This window comes from Corallococcus exercitus (assembly GCF_003611585.1).
GTDB classification, from domain to species: domain Bacteria; phylum Myxococcota; class Myxococcia; order Myxococcales; family Myxococcaceae; genus Corallococcus; species Corallococcus exercitus.
On record NZ_RAVW01000076.1, the window covers coordinates 1 to 19044 of the forward strand.

General features: G+C 71.2%; 15 protein-coding genes and 1 pseudogene. 7 read left to right on the forward strand and 9 right to left on the reverse strand.

What is annotated here, in order from left to right:
- Positions 1-384: pseudogene (locus tag D7W79_RS12400) on the reverse strand (class I SAM-dependent methyltransferase); the annotation flags it as partial.
- 243 nt (positions 385-627) lie between these two features.
- Here D7W79_RS12400 and D7W79_RS44960 point away from each other — a divergent pair.
- The gene (locus D7W79_RS44960) at positions 628-1122 is read left to right on the forward strand and encodes a linear amide C-N hydrolase (RefSeq protein WP_244221732.1); all 495 of its coding nucleotides are present in this window, start codon (positions 628-630) and stop codon (positions 1120-1122) included.
- Positions 1103-1474 carry a linear amide C-N hydrolase gene (locus D7W79_RS44965; RefSeq protein ID WP_244221733.1) on the forward strand — a complete coding sequence of 124 codons (372 nt, stop codon included), beginning with the start codon at positions 1103-1105 and terminating at the stop codon, positions 1472-1474. The genes D7W79_RS44960 and D7W79_RS44965 overlap by 20 nt, the downstream gene beginning before the upstream one ends.
- Before the next feature lie 3 nt (positions 1475-1477).
- On the opposite strand, the gene D7W79_RS45745 is transcribed toward D7W79_RS44965, so the two are convergent.
- From D7W79_RS45745 to D7W79_RS12430, 5 genes are all read right to left on the reverse strand, one after another.
- Positions 1478-4354 (reverse strand): HEAT repeat domain-containing protein, encoded by a 2877-nt coding sequence (locus D7W79_RS45745; RefSeq protein WP_120525579.1) that lies wholly within the window; start codon positions 4352-4354, stop codon positions 1478-1480.
- Entirely contained in the window at positions 4347-5564 is a 1218-nt protein-coding gene (locus tag D7W79_RS12415) for a VWA domain-containing protein (RefSeq protein ID WP_120525580.1), read from the reverse strand. The genes D7W79_RS45745 and D7W79_RS12415 overlap by 8 nt, the downstream gene beginning before the upstream one ends.
- Positions 5561-7903, reverse strand: coding sequence for a DUF5682 family protein (locus D7W79_RS12420; protein WP_120525581.1), 2343 nt, complete (start codon positions 7901-7903; stop codon positions 5561-5563). The genes D7W79_RS12415 and D7W79_RS12420 overlap by 4 nt, the downstream gene beginning before the upstream one ends.
- Positions 7903-8988: an ATP-binding protein gene (locus D7W79_RS12425; protein ID WP_120525595.1), complete on the reverse strand. Its 1086-nt coding sequence runs from the start codon at positions 8986-8988 to the stop codon at positions 7903-7905. The genes D7W79_RS12420 and D7W79_RS12425 overlap by 1 nt, the downstream gene beginning before the upstream one ends.
- Before the next feature lie 105 nt (positions 8989-9093).
- Entirely contained in the window at positions 9094-9492 is a 399-nt protein-coding gene (locus D7W79_RS12430; protein ID WP_120525582.1) for a VOC family protein, read from the reverse strand.
- 91 nt (positions 9493-9583) lie between these two features.
- On the opposite strand from D7W79_RS12430, the gene D7W79_RS12435 reads away from it, so the two are divergent.
- On the forward strand, positions 9584-10387 hold the full coding sequence (locus D7W79_RS12435; protein ID WP_120525583.1) for a TetR/AcrR family transcriptional regulator: 804 nt from the start codon (positions 9584-9586) through the stop codon (positions 10385-10387).
- A gap of 131 nt (positions 10388-10518) precedes the next feature.
- Positions 10519-11847 carry a ferritin-like domain-containing protein gene (locus tag D7W79_RS12440; protein ID WP_120525584.1) on the forward strand — a complete coding sequence of 443 codons (1329 nt, stop codon included), beginning with the start codon at positions 10519-10521 and terminating at the stop codon, positions 11845-11847.
- Positions 11848-11939: 92 nt separating this feature from the next.
- Here the strand turns inward: D7W79_RS12440 and D7W79_RS12445 are convergent, their stop codons facing one another.
- The gene (locus D7W79_RS12445; protein WP_120525585.1) at positions 11940-12329 is read right to left on the reverse strand and encodes a helix-turn-helix domain-containing protein; all 390 of its coding nucleotides are present in this window, start codon (positions 12327-12329) and stop codon (positions 11940-11942) included.
- Between the two features lie 182 nt (positions 12330-12511).
- Between D7W79_RS12445 and D7W79_RS12450 the strand changes: the two genes are divergently transcribed.
- Positions 12512-13771 carry a C39 family peptidase gene (locus D7W79_RS12450; protein WP_120525586.1) on the forward strand — a complete coding sequence of 420 codons (1260 nt, stop codon included), beginning with the start codon at positions 12512-12514 and terminating at the stop codon, positions 13769-13771.
- 239 nt (positions 13772-14010) lie between these two features.
- Positions 14011-15450, forward strand: a complete 1440-nt coding sequence (locus tag D7W79_RS12455) for a glutamine synthetase family protein (protein ID WP_120525587.1) — start codon at positions 14011-14013, stop codon at positions 15448-15450.
- Here D7W79_RS12455 and D7W79_RS12460 read toward each other — a convergent pair.
- Complete coding sequence (locus D7W79_RS12460; RefSeq protein ID WP_120525588.1) at positions 15447-16295, reverse strand: DUF1206 domain-containing protein; 849 nt, start codon at positions 16293-16295, stop codon at positions 15447-15449. The two genes, D7W79_RS12455 and D7W79_RS12460, sit on opposite strands and share 4 nt — an antisense overlap.
- Positions 16296-16483: 188 nt before the next feature.
- Positions 16484-17389 (reverse strand): transcriptional activator NhaR, encoded by a 906-nt coding sequence (gene nhaR, locus D7W79_RS12465; RefSeq protein ID WP_120525589.1) that lies wholly within the window; start codon positions 17387-17389, stop codon positions 16484-16486.
- Positions 17390-17593: 204 nt separating this feature from the next.
- Here nhaR and D7W79_RS12470 point away from each other — a divergent pair, with 204 nt between their 5' ends.
- Positions 17594-19033 (forward strand): TolC family protein, encoded by a 1440-nt coding sequence (locus tag D7W79_RS12470; RefSeq protein ID WP_158616952.1) that lies wholly within the window; start codon positions 17594-17596, stop codon positions 19031-19033.
- Positions 19034-19044: the final 11 nt, after the last annotated feature.

Below are 19044 nucleotides of genomic sequence, written 5' to 3' on the forward strand. Positions count from 1 at the left end.
GCCCCGCCCCGCGCCCAGGTCCACCACCCGGCTGCCGCGGCCCACGCCCGCCTTCTTGAGGAACGCCAGCGCCGTCACCAGCGGCGTCTCGCCGTACATCAGCTCGCGGAACGACTGGCCCGTGGCCTGGAGCGCCCGCGCCATCTCGAAGGTGCGCCGCGCGCCATAGGGCGTGCGCAGGACGCGCTGCCACCACAGCCCCAGGTACGGCTTCAGGAGCCGGGGACGCAAGAGGAGCAGCAGCAGGTCGGTGACGCGCAGCACGACGGCGATGACGATGCCCTGCAATTGCAGCGACAGCCGCTGGAGGAACGGCAGCTCGAACTCATCCAGCGCGTCATCGCGGCGCGGCGGGGGCTGGGGAGGCGGCGCTGGATCCGTCATGCGGCGCGGAGGCTTGCTGGATTCCGGAGCCCGCGCAATGCCCCGCGTCTGACGGGGACGCGCCTGCCTCCCTTCCGGACGCGCCCGGACGCCCTCCACGCCGGCCCTCCACGCAATCCCCTGGAATTTGGTGGGTTCCCGGTTTGGCGGGGAGTTGGTGCGCGCCGTGCAATGGCATCCCGGCACCGTGGAACGCTCCCACCGTCGTGGGAGGAATTGGAGTCCACGCAGTGAGGAACGCCCATGTGCACCGACTTCCTGATCACCGGCAATGACACCCGCGTCGCTTCCGGGTCCATCGCGGTCAATGGCCGCAGCATGGAGTTCGGGCCGGACCTGAACTCGCAGCTCATGGTCCACGCCTCGGGCGAGTCCTTCCAGTCCATGGGCCCCAGCGGCAAGCCGGGTCTGAAGTGGACGTCGACGTATGGCTTCGTTGGCCTCACCGCGCTCACGGACAAGGTGATCGTGGACGGCCTCAACACACAGGGCCTGTCCGTGGGCGCGCTGTGGCTGCCGGGCTCCGCCTATCCGCAGGTGACCCAGCCGGCACAGGCCCTGGCGCTGGTGGACTTCGTGAGCTGGGCGCTGGGCACGTGCGGCAGCGTGGCGGACGTCCAGGCCGCGCTGAAGAGCGTGCAGGTCTGGGAGGGCGACCTGCTGGCGAAGCTGCTCCCGCTGAATTTCCCAATCCGCGCCCGCCGGCCATGGCAGCGGCATGCGCGGCCTGCCGGGTGACTCGACGCCGCCCGCGCGCTTCGTGCGCGCCGCGTACCTCAAGCAGTACTCGCAGCCGCTCATCACAGCGTCGGACGCCACCACGCTCGCCTTCCACATCCTCAACACCGTGGACATCCCGGCGGGGACCAGCCGCTCCACGAACAAGCTGGGCAAGGACGAGCTGGACTACACGCAGTGGGTCGTCGTGAAGGACCTGGTCGCGCTGACCCTGTCCGTGCGCTTCTACGCCAACCCCTGCGTGTACTCGGTGAGCCTCAAGACGCTGGACTTCAGCGGCGCCGCCGGGAAGCCCTTCCCTGTGCCCTCCTCCCCCACCAGCATCGACCTCACCGCGAAGCTGGGGAGCTGAGCGTCACAGCAGCTTCTTCGCCGCCTTGGCCAGCGCCCTGTCGTCGGCCACGGTGGGAAGCTCCAGGAGGCGCGCGGCCACGACCTTGCCCACCGCGGGGTTCACGGCCGCGGCCTTGAGGTACGCCTCCGCGCGCGTGCGCAGGTCCACGTGCCCGCTGGACCTGAGCACGCGGGCGAGCAGCTCCTTCGCCAGGATGGACGGGTCGAAGGCCTCGAGGAGGCCGCGCAGCGCCTGCCGCTCCAACACCTCCGGACGCGTCTCCGCCAGGTTCAGCGCGGGCCGCAGCAGGGCCAGCCCCAGCGTGCGCATGGACTCCGCGACGACGCCGGGCTTCCACCCGTCCACGAACGCCAGCAGCAGGGCCTCCGCGCCGCGCACGTCGCCCAGCATGCCCAGCGCGTACACGGCGTGCTTCGCCTCCACGTCGTCGTGGCCGCGGCCCTGCACCATGTCGATGAACCGCTCGAGCACGTCCGCGTCCCCCATCCGGGCCAGCGACTCCGCGGCCTCGCGCCGCACCTCGCGCGCCGGGTCCGAGTGCAGCACCTGACGCAGCACGGGCATCGCCACGGTGCCCAGGTCCGCCAGCATCGCCACCGCCGCGGCGCGCGCGTCCTTCGTCGTCTCCGACAGCGCCGCCTGCATCAGCGGCACCGCCTTGTCCTTGCGGCGCCGCGCCAGCTCCGCCACGGCCTTCTCCCCCGTCTCCCGGGCCTGCACGTCCTCCAGCGTCTCCCGAGCGAACAGGCGCAGGCCCATGTCGTGCCCCGCGCGCGTCAACGCGTCCAGCTCGCGCCGCGCCTGCACCCCGCCCATCGCGCCCAGCACGCGGATGGCGGTGCGGCGCACCATGCGGCTGTGGCGCTCGTTCAGCGCGCCCCGCACGACGACCAGCGCCTCCTCTCCGCGCGCCGCCACCGTGCGCGCCACGAAGGCGCTCGCCGAGCCATCGCTCCACGCCGGGTAGAGTTCCCGCATCAGCGCGTCCGGCCCCAGGCCCGCGTAGTAGCGCGCCGCGTGCGCCGCCGCCTCGTAGCGCGTCAGCTCCCCGCGCGCCCGACGCACCATCGCCTCGCCCGGGCTCAGCACCTCTTCCGGCCGGTGCACGTGGATGCTCGGGTGCGTGGGCACGGACTCCAGGCCGGCCACGTCCACCTGCACCGCGCCCGCCAGCCGCACCAGCGCGATGCCCAGCACCTGGTACACCTTGATGAAGTCGTCCAGCCGCTCCGCGGGGTCCGCCCGCTGCGCCAGCGCCTCCAGCAGCGCGCCCGGCTTCTCCAGCCCCAGCTCTTTCAGCCGGGACACCAGCGGCTCCACCGTCCGGGGGCTCACCGCCGCCAGGCCGCTGGCGAACGCATCCGCCAGCTCATCGCGCACCTCCGCCAGGGCGATGGCCGCTCGCGACGCACCCGCCGCCCGCGCCGCGTCCGCCCACCCGCTGCGGGGCAGCGCGCTCGGCGTCGCGGGAGCCCGGACGCGGCCGCGCCGCCGGGGCGACACGGGCGCGTCCGAGGCGCGCGCCAGCGGACGCAGATCCAACCCTTCCGGCGTCCTCACCACGACGGCCGAGGGGAACAACGTCGGCAGCGCCGCCTCCAGGCCCACGTCCCCCAGCACCGCCAGGAGCTTCGCGTCCTCCAGCGCGCTCGCCAGCGGCTCCTCCAGCGACGGATCCGCGGGCAGGAAGAGGCCGCGTCCCGTGCCGTCCACGAACTGCGAGCGGGTCCCGCTGGCGAGCAGCGTCTCCACCCGCACGGACACCGGCAGCAGGTCCGGCGCGAACACGTCCTTGCGGTGCTCCTGGAAGGCCGTCATCACCGCGCTCACGTCCGGCAGCGCCACCTCCACCAGCCGCTCCAGCGCCGCCCTGTCCAACGACGGCGCGTCCTTCCACGACTCCAGGTCCAGCCGGTGCGGTGCGAAGCCCGGGTACTGCCCGCCGTGCGCGCCCTGGAGCACGGCGCCCGCGTGGCTGTTCTTCGACGCCACCGTCTTGAGGTTGGCGGGGAGGATCTGCTTCTCGCTGTAGTGCCCGCCCGACTCCAGGTCCACGAAGCGGCTCTCACGGACCATGAACCGGTCCGGCGTCACCTTGGAGGAGAACGCGTACTCCACCAGCTTGAGCCCCTCCACGGGCGCGCGGTCCTTCTTCGTCCACGTCTTGCCAATCAGTTCCTCGACGTGGCGGGGCTCCAGCGCGTCGCCGCCCAGGTGCTTCTCCACCTTGCGCGCGGTGAGCAGCATGTCCGCCACCAGGTCCGTGTACACCGGCGCCTCGAAGGTACCCGTGCGCGAGGCCGCCGCGTCCAGCAGGCCCGCCAGCTCCACCGCCCGCGCGGACAGCCGCCGCAGGCCGTTGGCCCGGAGCGCCTCGCCCAGCGCGCGCACCTGCTCCGGCCGCTCGGCGCCCAGCGACGCCACGCCCGACAGGCCCAGCTCGCGCACCAGCGTGGACACCTGCGCCACGCCCGCCTTCATCAGGTCGCCCGTTTCGGCCTTGCCCTTCTTCACGCTCTTCTTCGCGCCGCCCGAGCCCGGGGGCGCGACCGGGGCCGCCTCCGCCGTCACGAAGGCCTGCGGCGCCCGGGCCCACGCCACCAGCAGCGCCGCCGCGTGCTTGCAGAAGGGGCGCGAGCGCGCCGCCATGCACGAACACCGCCCCTTCACATCCGAGCGCGCCTCGCCGAACACCAGCGAGACCTTGTACGGCGTCGCCCCGGAGCCCGCCGCGTCCGCGAACAGCCGGTTCTCGTAGCGCGACAGGTTGGTCAGCTGCTTGCCGTCGAACAGGGCCGCGCCCTTGGCCAGCTCCGCCTTGTCGCTGATGATCTCCGTCATCCCGCCCATGCCGATGATGGGCCGCACCTCAGCCATGACGCTCCCCCTTCGTGTCGCCGGACGCGAGCAGCGGCGCCAGGTCCTGGTTGCGCATCACCCGCTCCACCACGTCCACCAGCTTGCGGGGCGTGCACCCGAAGCACGGAATCCCCAGCGCGGTGAGCTGCTCCGCCATCGCGTGGTCGTACGACGGCCGCCCGCTGTCCGACAGCGCCAGCAGGCACAGCACCTTGGAGCGCGAGTCCACCAGCTGCCGCAGCCGGGCCACCAGCTCCTCGGCGTTGCCGCCCTCGTACAGGTCGGTGATGAGGATGAAGAGCGTCTTCTCCGGCCGGCGCACGTAGTGCTCCTGCGCGTACGCCACCGCCCGGTTGATGTCCGTGCCTCCGCCCAGCTGCGCGGAGAAGAGCACCTCCACCGGGTCCGCCAGCACGGGCGTCATGTCGACGATCTCCGTGTCGAACAGCACCAGGCTCGTGCGCAGCACGTCCAGCGACGCGAAGATGGCCGCCATCACGGAGCTGTACACCACGCTCTCCGCCATGGAGCCGGACTGGTCCACCACCAGCGTCACGTCCCACTCGTGGTGACGGCGCTGGTTGGGCCAGAAGTAGAAGCGCTCCGGGATGAGGCGCTTCCGCTCCGAATCCCAGCCCTTCAGATTGGAGCGGATGGTGCGGCGCCAGTCGATGTTGCGCGCGATGGGGATGGGGCTCGTCCTGTCCCTGCGCAGCGCCCCCAGCACCGCCGTGCGCAGCGGGGACTCCAGCTTCTTGCGCAGGTCCTCCACCACCTCGCGGATGATGGCACGCGCGGTGTCCTTGGCCTGCTCCGGGATGAGCCCCCGGGCGCTCACCAGCGTCGTCACCAGCTCCAGGTTCTTGTCCAGGAAGGGCAGCGTCTCCGGCTCGAAGAGCAGCTGGGTGAGCCCCTTGCGCTCGATGGCGTCCTTCTGCACCAGCGCGATGACGTCGTCCTGGAAGAAGTCGCGCAGCGCGCCCAGCCACTTGGGCAGATAGGGCTTGGAGCCGCCCCGCCCCGCGGAGCGCTCGCCGTAGACGAAGGAGAGCGCGTCATCCAGCCCCTCCAGGTCGTCGCCCTTCAGGTCCACCGTGTCCGCGCTGGCGCCCAGCGAGCTCAGGGAAGGGCAGGAGCCCGTCTTCTCCGCCTCCGGGCCCAGCGCCAGCCGCCAGCGCAACAGCGCGTCGCGGTCCTTCGGGTCCAGGTCCTTGGGGTCCACGCTCATAGCAGGTCATCCAGGTCGTCGAGCGCCTTGCCCAGGTCCGCGCTCAGGTCCTTCAGCGTCGCCTTGTCCTTCTCCTCCAGCACCGCCTTCACCGCGCGGCCCTTGTCCTTCAGCTGGCGCACGCCCATCACGTTCTCCATCAGGTAGCGGCGCTCCGTGGCCCCCAGCGCGCCCAGCGCCCGGCGCAGCACCGGCAGGGTCTGCCGGAAGCGCTCGGGCTCCACGCTGACGAGGAAGTCGTCCAGCGCCTTCACCACGTCGCGGCTCTTCACCAGCACCAGCGCGTTCACCTGGAGGAAGCCCTCCAGGTACGCCGCCGCGTCCGCCGGCTCCACCGCCGCCGACAGGCGCCGGCCCACCTCCAGCGCCACGTCCGCCTCCGGCAGCTCGCGCGCCAGGTACAGCAGGCCCGTGGCCAGCCCCGACGTCGCGGGGTGCACCGCGTGGCTCGCCATCAGCCCACGCGCCTCCACGAACCAGCCCTCCTTGTCCGCGCGCGGCTGGGACAGCGCCACCTCGTGCAGCGTGCGCAGCGCGTCCAGCACCGGAAGCACCGCCTCCGGAGCGCAGGCGCTGGCGTCGCGCACGCGCAGGAGCGCCCGGCCGAAGGTCTTCTCCCCCAGCGCCGCCACCGCCTCGTCACCCACGTCCGAGTGCGCGCGCGAGGTGCCATAGGCCATCAACCCCGACAGCGCCCGCGCCGCGGACGCCAGCGACGGCAGGTCCGCGTCCGTGGCCGCGTGCGCGTCACAGACCCTGAGCGCCTGGGCCACCGTCTGGGAGCAACCGGTGATGACGGACTCCAGCAGCACGTCCGCCGCCTGGGCCGTCGTCTTCGCCTGGGTCAGCCGCTCCTGGAGCACGCGCGTCGTCACGGCCTCCAGCGAGTCGCCCAGGACAATCTTCTCCACCAGCGCCACGTCCGTGGACGGCGTCCACTGCGCCTGCCACGCCTCGCGCACCCGGGTGAGCGCCGCGTAGCCGCCGGCCTCCGCCTCCCCACCCTGCTTGCGCGACGAGCCCGTGCCGGACAGCGTGGCGTACGGGATGCCCGCCACGCGCAGCCGGTGGAGGAACACGGAGGAGCCCACCTCCACGGGGTTGTTGAGCCGCAGCGTGAACGTCTCCGGGCTGTCCGTGCGCGGCAGCCGTCGCTCGCCCACCTCGCGCCAGAACTCCGCCTGGAGCGAGTTCTGCCCGATGCGGCTCGCCACCTGCCCCACTTCATGGCCGATGACGCTCTTCCACAGGAAGCCGTCCACGTGCGTCGCGTCGCCCCGGCACAGCGTGGCGACGGTGGCCTCGCGCAGCTCATCCAGGCCCGGGGCGCTCTTCTCGCGCAGGTCCGACAGCGTCACCGCCAGCCGGTACGCCTCCAGCACGTCCGACAGCGACGCGGAGAAGCCGCGCATCCGCAGGTGCGCCGCGAAGTCCAGCAGCACCTCCAGCGTGGCGCGCCGGAAGTCGCAGTTCGCCTCATGGGCCTTCTGGTAGAAGTGCGGCGCCCGGTTGCCCGCGCCGTATCCCAGCTGCTCCGACAGGCGCGGGAAGCTGTACGGAATCACCGTCACCGCGCACGGCCCGGCTTGCGGCAGCTTCGCCTCCTCCGCCGGATCCACGCTCTTCGCCAGGAAGGCCGCGATGTGGGCCGCGCCCGCCACCACCGCCACCTTCTCTGGCGCCACGCCGCCCGCCACCACCTCCAGCACCTTGCGCGCCATGAAGGCGTCGCGCTGGCCGTGATAGGCCAGCCGGGGCCCCGCGTTGAGGACCTCCGCCCAGGCAATGAGCAGCGGCTGGAACTGCTCCGGGCTCCAGTCCGGCGCCTCGAAGGACGCCTCCCAGAACTCCTCGAAGGAACGGTAGCCGTGCGAGCGCGCGAACGCCTCCGTCACCGGCACCACGGGCTCCTCCTCCAGCGCGGCCGGAGCCATCCCCGGGGCCTCGGGCGCATCCCCTTCCGTGGCCTCCGCCTCCAGCCCCAGGCCGGGCGCCTGGCGGTCCACCGCGAGGCTGACGCCCACCGGGATGTCGATGAACTCCGCCCGGGCACCGTTCGCCCGGGCCCACTTCAGCGCCTGGTACTCCGGCGAATAGGCCGCGAAAGGCCACAGCGAGGAGGACGGGGTGCCGTCCGTGCGGTAGCCCAGGATGGCCACGGGCGGCCGGGTCTGCGCGTCGCACAGCACGTCCACCAGCGCGGTGGCGTCGCAGGGGCCCTCCACGAGGACCACCTGGGGCTTCACCCGCTCCAACCACTTCAGGAGCACGGCGGTGGTGCGCGGCGAGTGGTGACGGACCGGGAAGTGCCGCACCCGGGAGAGCAGGGCGAAGTCCATCAGCCCCTCAAGAGCTTCTTGCTCGCGGTGTACAGCTCCTTCCACGGGCCCGTGCGGCTCTTGGCCACCGTCTCCATGTACTCGCGCAGCGCCTTCACGTCGTCTTCCTGCTCCTTCACCACCGCGCCCACCAGCGACGCCGCCAGCTCCTGCGACGTCACCGTCCCGGAGCCGAACTGCTGCGCGAGGATGGAGCTGTTGAACAGCACGCTGATGGCCTCCGCCGTGGACAGCACCGCCCCGGGCGTGCGCACCTTCGTCTTGCCGTCCTTCGTCACGCCCTTGCGCAGCTCGTGGAAGAGCGTCAGCAGCACGCGCGACAGCTCCTCCGGCGGCGGCACGCCCACCTGGTAGTCCGTGCGCAGCTCCGCCTCGCGCTTGGTGACGATTTGAATCTCCTGCTCCAGGTCCTCCACCACCGGCACGGTGACGAAGTTGAAGCGGCGCTTGAGCGCGGCGCTCATCTCGTTGACGCCGCGGTCGCGCGTGTTCGCGGTGGCGATGAGGTTGAAGCCGCGCTGCGCGCTCGTGATTTCCCCCAGCTCCGGCACCGACACCTGCTTCTCCGACAGGATGGAGATGAGCGAGTCTTGAATCTCCGGCGACGTGCGCGTCACTTCTTCAAAGCGGGCGAACTTGCCCGTGCGCATGGCGCGCAGGATGGGCGACGGCACCAGCGCTTCCGGCGTGGGCCCCTGCGCGAGCAGCAGCGCGTAGTTCCACGAGTACTTGATGTGGTCCTCGCTGGTCCCCGCCGTCCCCTGGACGACGAGCGCCGACGTGCCGCTGATGGCCGCGGACAGGTGCTCCGACAGCCAGCTCTTCGCGGTGCCCGGCTCGCCCACGAGCATCAGCGCGCGGTCCGACGCGAGCGTCGCGATGCACACCTGGATGAGGCCCTTGTCGCCCACGTACTTGGGCGTGATGGCCACGCCCCCCACGGGCTTGGGGCTGCCCAGGATGTACGTCTCCACCGCGCGAGGCGACAGCGCCCAACCCGGTGGGCGGGGCTTGTCGTCATGCGCGGCGAGGGCGTCCAGCTCGTTCTTGTACTTCGCTTCGGCAGGCAGGCGGATGTCCGGCATGAGCTGCACGCTATCCACTCGGTCTGACATCCGGCAAACGTCCTGGCTGCCTTCCAGGCCGGTTCCGGGACCGGAGATTTTCCTACCTGCCGGTGCGCCTGGAACTCAGGCCGTGGTGCCCGGCGCGTGCATCCACTGGACGAGCTGGACGATGACGCCGTTCGCGTCGGCGACCTGGAAGTATCGCTCGCCCCATTCTTCCGTCTCGATGGGCGTCAGGATGTTCACGCCCTCCGCCTGGATGCGCGCGTACTCCGCGTCGATGTCGTCCACGACGAACGCGACGATGAGCCCGTCCGCCCGGCGCGTCTTGAGCGACTCCGGCTTGAGCGTCTTCAGGCCCGTGCGCAGGTAGATGACGTTGAAGCCCACGTCGGGCCGGCTCAGCGACACGAAGCCGTCCGCGGCCATCGCCTCCGTGAAGCCAAAGTGGCGCTTCAGGAAGGACGCGGAGGCCTCCACGTCATCGACATTCAGGGACACGGCGGAAGCGGTGACTCGCATGGACGGTTCCTCCCCACGGGTTCGACGGCTCAATCTACGTACGTCGTACGGAGTTGCACGTCAAGGTCGCGGCGTTGGAAGAATCCGGCGCATGGCATCGCATCGCAGCAGCATGGGAGACCCCACCCGGACGCTGGAGCTGTTGTGGCGGGAGTCCCTGCCCGTGAAGGCCCAGCGCGGTCCGAAGCAGGCGCTCACCGTCACCGCCGTCGTCGACGCGGCGGTGACGCTGGCGGACGCGGAGGGGCTGGACGCGGTGACGATGCGGGCGCTCGCGGGGAAGCTGGGCATCGCGCCCATGGCGCTCTACACGTATGTGCCGGGGCGGGCGGAGCTCATCGACGTGATGCTCGACACGCTCTACGCGAGCATGGCCCGGCGCAAGCCGAAGGCCCGGGACTGGCGCTCGCGGTTGGAGGCCGTGGCGCATGACAACCGCGCCCTGTTCACCGCGCATCCGTGGCTCGCGGACGTGTCCACCACGCGCCCGCCCCTGGGTCCGGGCCAGCTGGCCAAATACGAATACGAGCTCCAGGCGCTGGAAGGCGTGGGCCTGGACGACGTGGCGCAGGACTCCGCGTTGACGTTCGTGCTGGGCTTCGTGGAGTCCTCCGCCCGGGCGGCTTCGGACCAGCGCGCCGCGCGGCTGGAGTCACGGATGAGTGACGGGGCCTGGTGGGAGGCGAACGCGCCCCTGCTCACGCGCATGTTCGATGCGGAGCGCTACCCCACCGCGTTCCGGGTGGGCTCCGCGGCGGGCGCGGCCCATGGCGCCGCGTACGACCCGGACCATGCCTATGCCTTCGGCCTGGAGCGCATCCTGGATGGGCTGGCCGTGCTCATCGAGAAGCCCCGGGCCGCCAGCAAGCGCCCGGGCAGGCGCGTCAGGAAATGAGGCGTACCCCCTCAGGTTTCTGATCATCCCCCGGCGTTCCAGGCCCCTCGGCCAGGGGGCTGCCCCTGTGACGGGCCGCTGGCATCCGCATTGCTCCAGGACCCGGACACACTTCTTCCTGGGAGCCCTCCGTGAACATCCATCGACTGCGCCGTCTCTTCTCGCGGGCCCTGCACGCCTCGCTCGCCACGCCCCTGGTGCTGGCGGGCTGTGGCACGGAAGGGAGCACGGACCTGACGGGCTATTCGGAGATCGCGTGCACCGACGGCGGCCTTGCCGTCAGTGACCTGACGCTGACACCGGCGCCGGACTTCGTGCAGCTCCGCTTCTTCACCACGAATGGTCCGGGCCAGGTCTCCGCGCCCTTCGCGAGGGCGTCCTCCGGCCAGGCCTGCGCGACCGCCACCGACGTCCCCGCGTGCGAGACCGCGCTGGAGAACGCGACCGTGGACGCAGGCTTCCACCACGTCTGCCTGGACTTCTGCTCCGACGCCTACCTGGTCACGACGCGGGGTGACGAGGTGAAGACCCACGCGACGCTGGCGGAACTCCAGCAGGTGCTGGGCACCATCGACACCGAGCAGGAGGCGGTGCTCAAGACCTACGCCGCGGGCTACTCCCTGCTCTGCGGCAAGAAGGAGCAGGGCGCGGTGAAGAAGAACGCGGATGGCAGCTTCAACGTCATTGGCACAAAGGGCTACGCCTGCGGCCCGGGCACGGAGCTGACGCAGCACGTGGTGAAGGTGACCGCCTCCGGTGAGATCCAGGAGCTGGAGGCGCGGGTCCTGGAGAAGGGGGACCCCAACTGCAACATCGGCCGGCGGCCGGTGGGGCTCCAGGCCGTGGAAGCGTGCCGGAGCCCGGAGGCGCTGGGGCGCTACTTCGCGGACGCGGCGCACCTGGAGGCGGCGTCGGTCCATGCGTTCCTGCGGCTGCGCGATGAGCTGGAGCTGCACGGCGCGGACGTGGGCCTCCAGGACGCGGCGCGGAGGAGCGCCATGGAGGAGGTCCAGCACGCCCGGGTGACGGACCAGTTGGCGCGGCGCTTCGGTGGCACGCCCCAGCGTCCGGTGGTGGAGGACCTGCCCCCGCGCTCGCTCGTGGACGTGGCGCTGGAGAACGCGGTGGAGGGCTGCGTGCGGGAGACGTACGGCGCGCTGCTCGCGCACCACCAGGCGCTGCACGCGCGCGACCTGGAGGTGCGCGAGGTCATGGTGCGCATCGCTGAGGACGAGACGCGCCATGCGGCCCTGTCGTGGGACATCGACCAGTGGGCCCGGCCGCGCCTGTCCGTGGAGGAACGTGAGACGCTGCGCGAGGCTCAGAAGCGCGCGGTGGCGCTCCTGAGGGAAGAGGTCGCGGTGCCGCTCGACGCGAGCATCATCACGGAGGCGGGCATGCCGACGCCCGAGGCGGCCCTGGCGCTGCTGGACACGCTGGAGCAGGACCTCTGGGCGTGAGCGGCTTCTTTCCCAAGGCCCTGATGGGAATGGCACTGCTGCTGGCCGGCTGCGACTCCACGGCACTCAGCCTCTGAGTCAGTGCCCACCGTTCACGCGGGCTCAAGCTCGCGTGAACGGGTTGCCCGCTTCCGCGCGGTGCGGCCCTTCTTCGCGGCGACGGAACGGCCGGAACGCCTGGGAGCAACGACGCTCGCGACAGGCTCCAGCCGGAATGCGTGGCCCATCGCATGAGCCATGCGGAAGAGCGTCAGCCCGGTGGCGTTCGCCTTTCCCGATTCAATCTTGCTGATCTCACTCTGGGGCACCCCCGCTCTCGCGGAAAGCTGCGCCTGCGTCAGGCCCTGCGCCTTCCGTAGCAGGGCCAACTCCCGAGCGATGCGGAAACGGTCGCGCTGGGCTTGCAGCTCCGCTTGAGCAGCAGGCCCTTCCGCAGCGGCCTCCTCTTCCACGAAGTCAGTCAGGTCCTTGAGGGTGCGCATGGAGTCTCCAGAGGGACGATATTCCTATAACCCATGAAGTGTGATGTGCACCGGAGGTCGCGCGTGGCGCTTTAGCAACCGCGTCTGACCTTCCAGTCCGCAGCCCGCCTTCTGTCCGCTCAGCCAGACTTTCCAGGAATCCACCTTGTGACCCGACGTCAGCGTTTGCGAAACTCGCTCCCGTGAACGCCCGCGCTCGCGTCCTCTCCGCCGTCCTGCTGGCCTCCTGCATCTGGGCCTGCGCCTCCTCGCCGCCGTCGGTCTCACCGGACGTGTCTCCGGAAGCAGGCTCGCCCGCGCGCCTCTGGCAGAAGACGTCCGTGACGGGGGACCTCGCGCGCTTCTCCCGTGACGGCACCCGCGTCTCCGCCGAGGGCGCGCTGGAGCTGGACCCGTCCACCGCGAAGGAAGGCACCGACCCGTTCCCCGCGGGCGGCTGGCTGGACGGCGGCAGCTTCTACAACGGGGGCACCTTCCGCTTCGGCACCGCCACCTCCGAAGTCCAGTCCGTCCCCGGCGGCTTCGACAGCGTGGTGCCGTCCTTCGACGCGCAGACGCCTCCGGGCACCTGGGTGAAGCTCACCGTCTCCGCCCGCATCGAGGGCACCTGGACCAAGGACTACGAGCTGGGCGTCTGGGCCTTCGACACCACCACCGTCGCCCGCCACAGCGTGGAGGGCCAGGGCGACGCCGACGGCAACGTCCTCACCGACACGCTCAACCTCAAGCGCCGCGCGGACGCCCTGCGCGTCACCGTCCACCTCTTCTCCGAACGCGCGGATGCCAGCCCCCGCGTCCGGGCGCTCGCCGCCGCCGTCACCGACACGCGCCTGACGCCCCAGGACGCCACGTCCGACCGCACCGCGTGGGGCGTCGTGCTCGACGTGCCGGGCTACTCGCAGATGATCTACCCCGACGGCGGCGAGGTCTGGTGCTCCCCCACGTCCACCACCATGCTGCTCGGCTACTGGAGCCGGAAGCTGGGCCGCGCGGACCTGGAACACCCCGTGCCCACCGCCGCCGCCCATACCTATGACTGGGTCTACAAGGGCACCGGCAACTGGAGCTTCAACACCGCCTACGCCTCCAGCATGGCCAACGGCGCGCTGCACGGACTCGTCGCCCGCTTCGACTCCTTCGCTCCCGTGGAGCGCCTCATCGCCGCCGGCATCCCCGTCAGCATCAGCATCGCCTACGAACCCGGGGAGCTCCCCGGCGGCGCCGCCCGCCGCACCGACGGCCACCTCATCGTCGTGAAGGGCTTCACCGACACGGGCGACGTCGTCGTCAACGACCCTGCTTTCGGCTCCAACGAAACCACCAGCGCCACCTACCCCCGCGCCGCCCTGTGGCGCGCCTGGCAGCACTCCCGGGGGGCCGCGTACGTGCTCTGGCCGGCCGGGACGCCCCTGCCCGAGCAGGGGCTGGTTGCCCTCCCGTAGCGGGCGTCCAGATGCGGACACGCGGCCAACGCAGCGCGGCGCGCAGTGTCCACTGGCCGGGGTGTCATGCACCCCGCCCCTTGACGTTTCGCCCCCTGTGAGCGACCCGACAAGCCCTTTAGCCTTCAGTTCGCAGAATTTAGGCTTGATTTCGCGTCGCGGAATGTAAATACCTGCGCCCGTGCTTTTGATGTCTCCGCCGGTATTCCGGAACCGGGGACACGCCTGGAGGCAGGACCATGGAGCAGAAGCCGCTGCGGGACTTCCTGGAGATTCCCTACGACGAGCTGGAGGAGCTCAACCTCCGGGTGAAGGAACAGCGCATCAAGCGCGAGTCGGCGGACAAGATTCGCGAGGAGCGGATCAAGTACCTGACGGACGAAAAGCGCATCAAGGCCGTCACCGTGTGCTTCACCGACCTGGAAGGTCGGCTGCACATGCTGGACTACGACAAGAAGTTCCTCCTCAAGAGCGCGGACAACCTCACCTTCGACGGCTCGTCCATCCGCGGCTTCTCCGCGCAGGCGGAGAGCGACCTGCGCCTGAACGTGGACTGGAGCGCGTTCTACTGGCTGCCCTCCGACATCTTCGGCCCCGGCAAGGTGCTGGCGTTCTGCGAGGTGCTGGAGCGTGACGGCACGCCGTACCACTCGGACATGCGCGGGCAGCTCAAGCGCGCCACGGAAGCGCTGTTCCAGAAGGACGGCACCGTGTTCCACGCGGCGCCGGAAATCGAGGGCTTCCTCTTCAAGAACCGTGACGCCGAGCGCCACTACCACGAAGAGGGCAAGTTCGAGTTCATCTCCATCGGCGGCTACTACCACGCGCTGCCGGGCGACGCGCTGCGCACCTTCATCGACAAGGCCGCGGAAGCGCAGCGCGCCATGGGCTTCCAGAACGAGAAGGACCACCCGGAGGTGGCGCCCTCGCAGTTCGAGATGAACTTCTCCTACAGCGAGGCGCTGGTCGCCGCCGACCAGATCCAGCTCTACAAGCTGCTCTGCCGTCAGGTCGCCGCGCAGCAGGGGCTGACGGCCAGCTTCCTGCCCAAGCCCGTCACCGGCGTGAACGGCAACGGCATGCACATCAACATGTCGCTGTCGAAGAACAACAAGAACCTGTTCTACGACAAGGGCGGCCAGGACGGCCTGTCAGCGATGGGCTGGGAGTTCATCGACCGCATCCTCACCAACGCGAACGACATCTGCCTGGTGCTCAACTCCAGCGTGAACGCGTACCGCCGGCTGGATCCGCACTACGAGGCGCCCAACCAGATCAAGGCCTCCGCGAACAACCGCGGCGCCATGGTGCGCATCCCGTTCGGCAACGAGCGCAGCGCGCGCGTCGAGTGCCGCTCCGTGGCGCCGGACGCGAATCCGTACATGGTCCTCTTCACGCTCCTGAAGACGGGCCTGGAGGGGCCGCAGCCGCAGGAGGACGCGGAGACCAAGCGCAGCCGCACGCGCTTCCTGCCGGACAACATCTACGACGCGGTGCGCTTCTTCAAGGGCAGCCAGTTCATCGCGCAGACGCTGGGTGAGCAGGTGCAGGGCAAGTACGCGGAGCTGAAGATTGCCTCCGCGGACCGCTGCCCCAAGCAGCTGGGCACGCGCGTGAAGGAGTCGGAGATCCAGTTCCACCACGAGGTGACCAACCAGTACCTCTGGAACCTCTTCTAGAGCTGGCGGTAGCGCGCCTGGAGGAACAGGTAGGCGGCGTAGGCCACCAGGCCCGCCGCCACCACCCCCAGGAGCACGTCGCCCGCGGGTTGGCGGGCGACGACGGCCAGGGCCTCTCCCAGGCCCTTGGCCTCTCCCGGGTTGGCGTCCACGCCCGCGAGCACCAGGAAGCCGCCGATGACGGCGAACACGACGCCGCGCGCGGCGATGCCGAACTGGCACATCCGCTCCACGCGGTGCTGCTGACGCGCCGCCAGGCCCGTGAGCGAGAGCTTCTCCCGGAACTTCGCCTTCCACGCCGTGTGGAACTGCTTCAGCGCGAAGCCGATGATGCCCAGCCCCACCAGCACCACCAGGACGCGGCCGAAGGGCTGCTCCATCAGCGTCGCCGTCCAGCCCTGGGTGCCCTTGCTCTTCCCCTGTGAAGCGCCCACCACGGTCTTCACCGCGAACAGCGCCAGCGAGCCGTAGATGACGCCGCTGATGAAGTACATGGCGCGCGCGGCGAGCCCCTTCGCGTCCGAGCCCTTGCCCTCCGTGTCCGCGAACGCCTGCGCGAAGCGCCAGATGACGAAGCCGACCAGGCCCACCGCCAGCAGCGACAACAGCGCGATGCCGAAGGGCCCGTGCGCCACGGTGGCCACCGCGCCGCGGCTGTCCGTGGCGCGGCCGCCCTCCCCCGCCGCGAGCTTCAGCGCGAGCACGCCGATGATGGCGTACACCGCGCCCTTCGCCGCGTAGCCCATGCGGCCCAGCTTCTTCGCCCACGGGTGGTTCGCGGCTTCCTTCGCGCCACGCGACAGCCGCTCCATGCCTGGTCCCCGCATCACGTCCATCGTCGCCATGTGGATGCTCCTCCCGTCCCTCACCCAGGACCGAAGGACAGGGTGCGCATCCGGAGGCCCGGACGGACGCCAGCCGCGTCCCCCGGTTCCCCGTCCGGGCGGGAAACAGAGGGCCCGGCTGGCTGCCTGCCTTGAGACACCGCGGGGTCCTTCGCGGAGCGCTGAAGCGCGCGCGGGTGCCCGCCGCTTCAGGCCTGCCGGAACAACTGCGTACGCGCCGCGTCGGAGATGACGACCGCCGCGGGGTGCCGCAGGCGCCGCTCGACGGTGAGCGCGTAGAAGTGCTCGCGCACCGCGTCCACGCGTCCCACCACCTCGACGTCGTATTGCGAGCGGATCTCCGCCTCGATGACGGAGGGACCCGGGAACACGCCCTCGCCGGCCTGTCCGAAGGCCTTCATCAACGCGCTGTCCTGGAACTCGCCCCGGACGCGGGGGCGCACCCCCTGGGCCTCCAGCCACTGCATGAGCGAGCGCCGTGACGGCGCGACCTCCGCCAGGAGCAGGAAGGGGGCTCCGTCCAGCGACTTCGGGAAGCCGCGGCGCAGGGACGCCGCGAGCCGCGCGGTCGCGAACAGCGTCATCCCGCATTCGCCCAGCAGGTGGTTGTAGGCGCGGATGCCGGAGGCGGGCGGCACGGGCGAGTCCGACAGCACGAGGTCCAGCGCGTGCTGGGACAAGTCGCTCAGGAGCTTCTCCGTCCGGTCCTCGGTGCAGATGAGCTGCACCTCGTCGGACATCCGCATCGCGGGCTCCAACAGGCGGTGCGCGATGAGCTTCGGCATCACCTCCGACACGCCCACCAGCAGCTTGCGCGGGCGCGCCGTGGGCAGCCCCTTCAGCCCGTTCTGCAGCTCGTTGCCCAGCGTGAAGATCTCATCCGCGTAGCGGTAGACGTAGCGGCCCACCTCCGTGAGCACGAGCTTGCGGCCGGCGCGTTCGAACAGCTTCTCTCCCAATGACTGCTCAAGGGCCCGCACCTGCCCCGTCACGGTGGGCTGGCTGAGCCGCAGCTTGCGCCCCGCGGCCACGACACCGCCCTCGCGCACGACCGTCCAGAAGTACAGCAGGTGGTGGTAGTTGAGCCAGTCCATCGCCCCAACATATCGGCTTTCCTGTGGCTTCAGCGCGCCAATTACCTATTTGCCGATGTTTCACCGGGCTTCTACATCCAGGCTCCGCGACACGGACGGGGCTTCCCCCCTCCCGTGTCCGCCAGGAGGAGGGAGTCCATGGACGGCGGCATCAGACAGGCTCAGCCATGCCCCGGCCGCGACGCACCCGGAGCGCCCCGTGCCATGAGCCCCTGGCGCGCGCCGTGCGTGGCCGCGCTGTGCGGGCTGGCGCTGGCGGCGTGGAGCCCGCGGGCGGGAGCGCAGGGCGTGTCGTCCTCCCGGCCGCTGGCGCTGGAAGAGGTGCTTGCCTCCACCGCGTCCCACTTCCCCCTCATCGAGGCGGCCCGGCAGGACGCGGAGGCCGCGCGCATGGAGCTGCTCGCCGCGCAGGGCGGCTTCGACCCGGAGCTGAAGGCGCGCGCCACGGCCTTCCCCGTGGGGCCCTACCCGTACACGCGGCTGGAGGCGACGCTGCAGCAGCCCACGCCGTACCACGGAGCCACCGTCTTCGGCGGCTGGCGCCGGGGCGACGGGAAGATTCCGGAGTACTACGGCAACCTGGAGACGCTGAGCGTGGGCGAGCTGCGCGCCGGGGTGACGGTGCCGCTGTGGCGCAACGGCCCGGTGGACCGCCGCAGGGCCACGCTGGAGCGGGCGCGGCTGGGGACCACCGCGGCGGACCTGTCCGTGCGCCAGGCCATGCTCGAGGCGTCGAGGCAGGCGGCCCACCGCTACTGGGACTGGGTCGCGGCCGGCCGCCGCAAGGCCATCGCCGGGGAGCTGCTGGAGTTCGCGCGCGCCCGCGACACGCAGCTCTCGAAGCGCGTGCGCAAGGGGGACCTGGCGGCCTTCGAGCTGACGGACAACCGGCGCGCGCTCGCGCAGCGCGAGTCGCAGGTGGTGGCGGCGGAGCGGCTGTTGAAGCAGGCGGCGCTGGAGCTGGCGCTGTTCCTGCGCGACGCGGACGGAAACCCCGTGCCCCTCCTCCCGGAGCGGCTGCCCGCGGGCTTCCCCGCGCTGGAGGCGCCGTCCCCCGCCAGCGAGCCGTTCGACGCCGTGCTGGCGCGGCGCCCGGACGTGTCGCGGCTGGAGGCCCAGGCCGCCCAGCAGCGGGTGGAGGCGCGCTTCGCGGCCAACCAGCAGGCGCCCCTCATCGACGTGACGGTCGCGGCCGCGCAGGACCTGGGCTCGGGCCCGGAGCGGCTGCGCAAGACGGAGCTGGAGGTGGGCGTGGTGCTGGACGTGCCGCTGCTCAACCGCGCGGCGCGAGGACGCGACGGCGGCGCGCGCGCGTCCGTGGCACGGCTGGAGGCCCAGCTGCGGCTGCAGCGCGAGCGGGCCGCCGTGGAGGTGGGGGACGCGCGCGCGGCCCTGGACGCGGCCCACGCGCGGGTGCTGCTCGCCCGGACGGAGGCCGCCGCCGCGCGGGAGCTGGCGCTGGGGGAGCGCACGCGCCTGCGCCAGGGGGACAGCAGCCTGCTCATCGTGAACCTGCGCGAGCAGACGGCGGCGGAGGCCCAGGTGCGCGAGGTGGATGCGCTCGCGGAGTACTTCAAGGCCGCGGCGACGTTGCGCGCCGCGCTGGCGCTGCCGGTCGCCACGGTCACCACCCCGGGGAGATGAACACAATGGCC

Bases quoted from the DNA above. Each gene is read 5' to 3' on its own strand.
- D7W79_RS44960 (WP_244221732.1), top strand. From the start codon at position 628: ATGTGCACCGACTTCCTGATCACCGGCAATGACACCCGCGTCGCTTCC.
- D7W79_RS44965 (WP_244221733.1), top strand. From the start codon at position 1,103: ATGCGCGGCCTGCCGGGTGACTCGACGCCGCCCGCGCGCTTCGTGCGC.
- D7W79_RS45745 (WP_120525579.1), bottom strand. From the start codon at position 4,354: ATGGCTGAGGTGCGGCCCATCATCGGCATGGGCGGGATGACGGAGATC.
- D7W79_RS12415 (WP_120525580.1), bottom strand. From the start codon at position 5,564: ATGAGCGTGGACCCCAAGGACCTGGACCCGAAGGACCGCGACGCGCTG.
- D7W79_RS12420 (WP_120525581.1), bottom strand. From the start codon at position 7,903: ATGGACTTCGCCCTGCTCTCCCGGGTGCGGCACTTCCCGGTCCGTCAC.
- D7W79_RS12425 (WP_120525595.1), bottom strand. From the start codon at position 8,988: ATGCCGGACATCCGCCTGCCTGCCGAAGCGAAGTACAAGAACGAGCTG.
- D7W79_RS12430 (WP_120525582.1), bottom strand. From the start codon at position 9,492: ATGCGAGTCACCGCTTCCGCCGTGTCCCTGAATGTCGATGACGTGGAG.
- D7W79_RS12435 (WP_120525583.1), top strand. From the start codon at position 9,584: ATGGCATCGCATCGCAGCAGCATGGGAGACCCCACCCGGACGCTGGAG.
- D7W79_RS12445 (WP_120525585.1), bottom strand. From the start codon at position 12,329: ATGCGCACCCTCAAGGACCTGACTGACTTCGTGGAAGAGGAGGCCGCT.
- D7W79_RS12455 (WP_120525587.1), top strand. From the start codon at position 14,011: ATGGAGCAGAAGCCGCTGCGGGACTTCCTGGAGATTCCCTACGACGAG.
- D7W79_RS12460 (WP_120525588.1), bottom strand. From the start codon at position 16,295: ATGGCGACGATGGACGTGATGCGGGGACCAGGCATGGAGCGGCTGTCG.
- nhaR (WP_120525589.1), bottom strand. From the start codon at position 17,389: ATGGACTGGCTCAACTACCACCACCTGCTGTACTTCTGGACGGTCGTG.
- D7W79_RS12470 (WP_158616952.1), top strand. From the start codon at position 17,594: ATGAGCCCCTGGCGCGCGCCGTGCGTGGCCGCGCTGTGCGGGCTGGCG.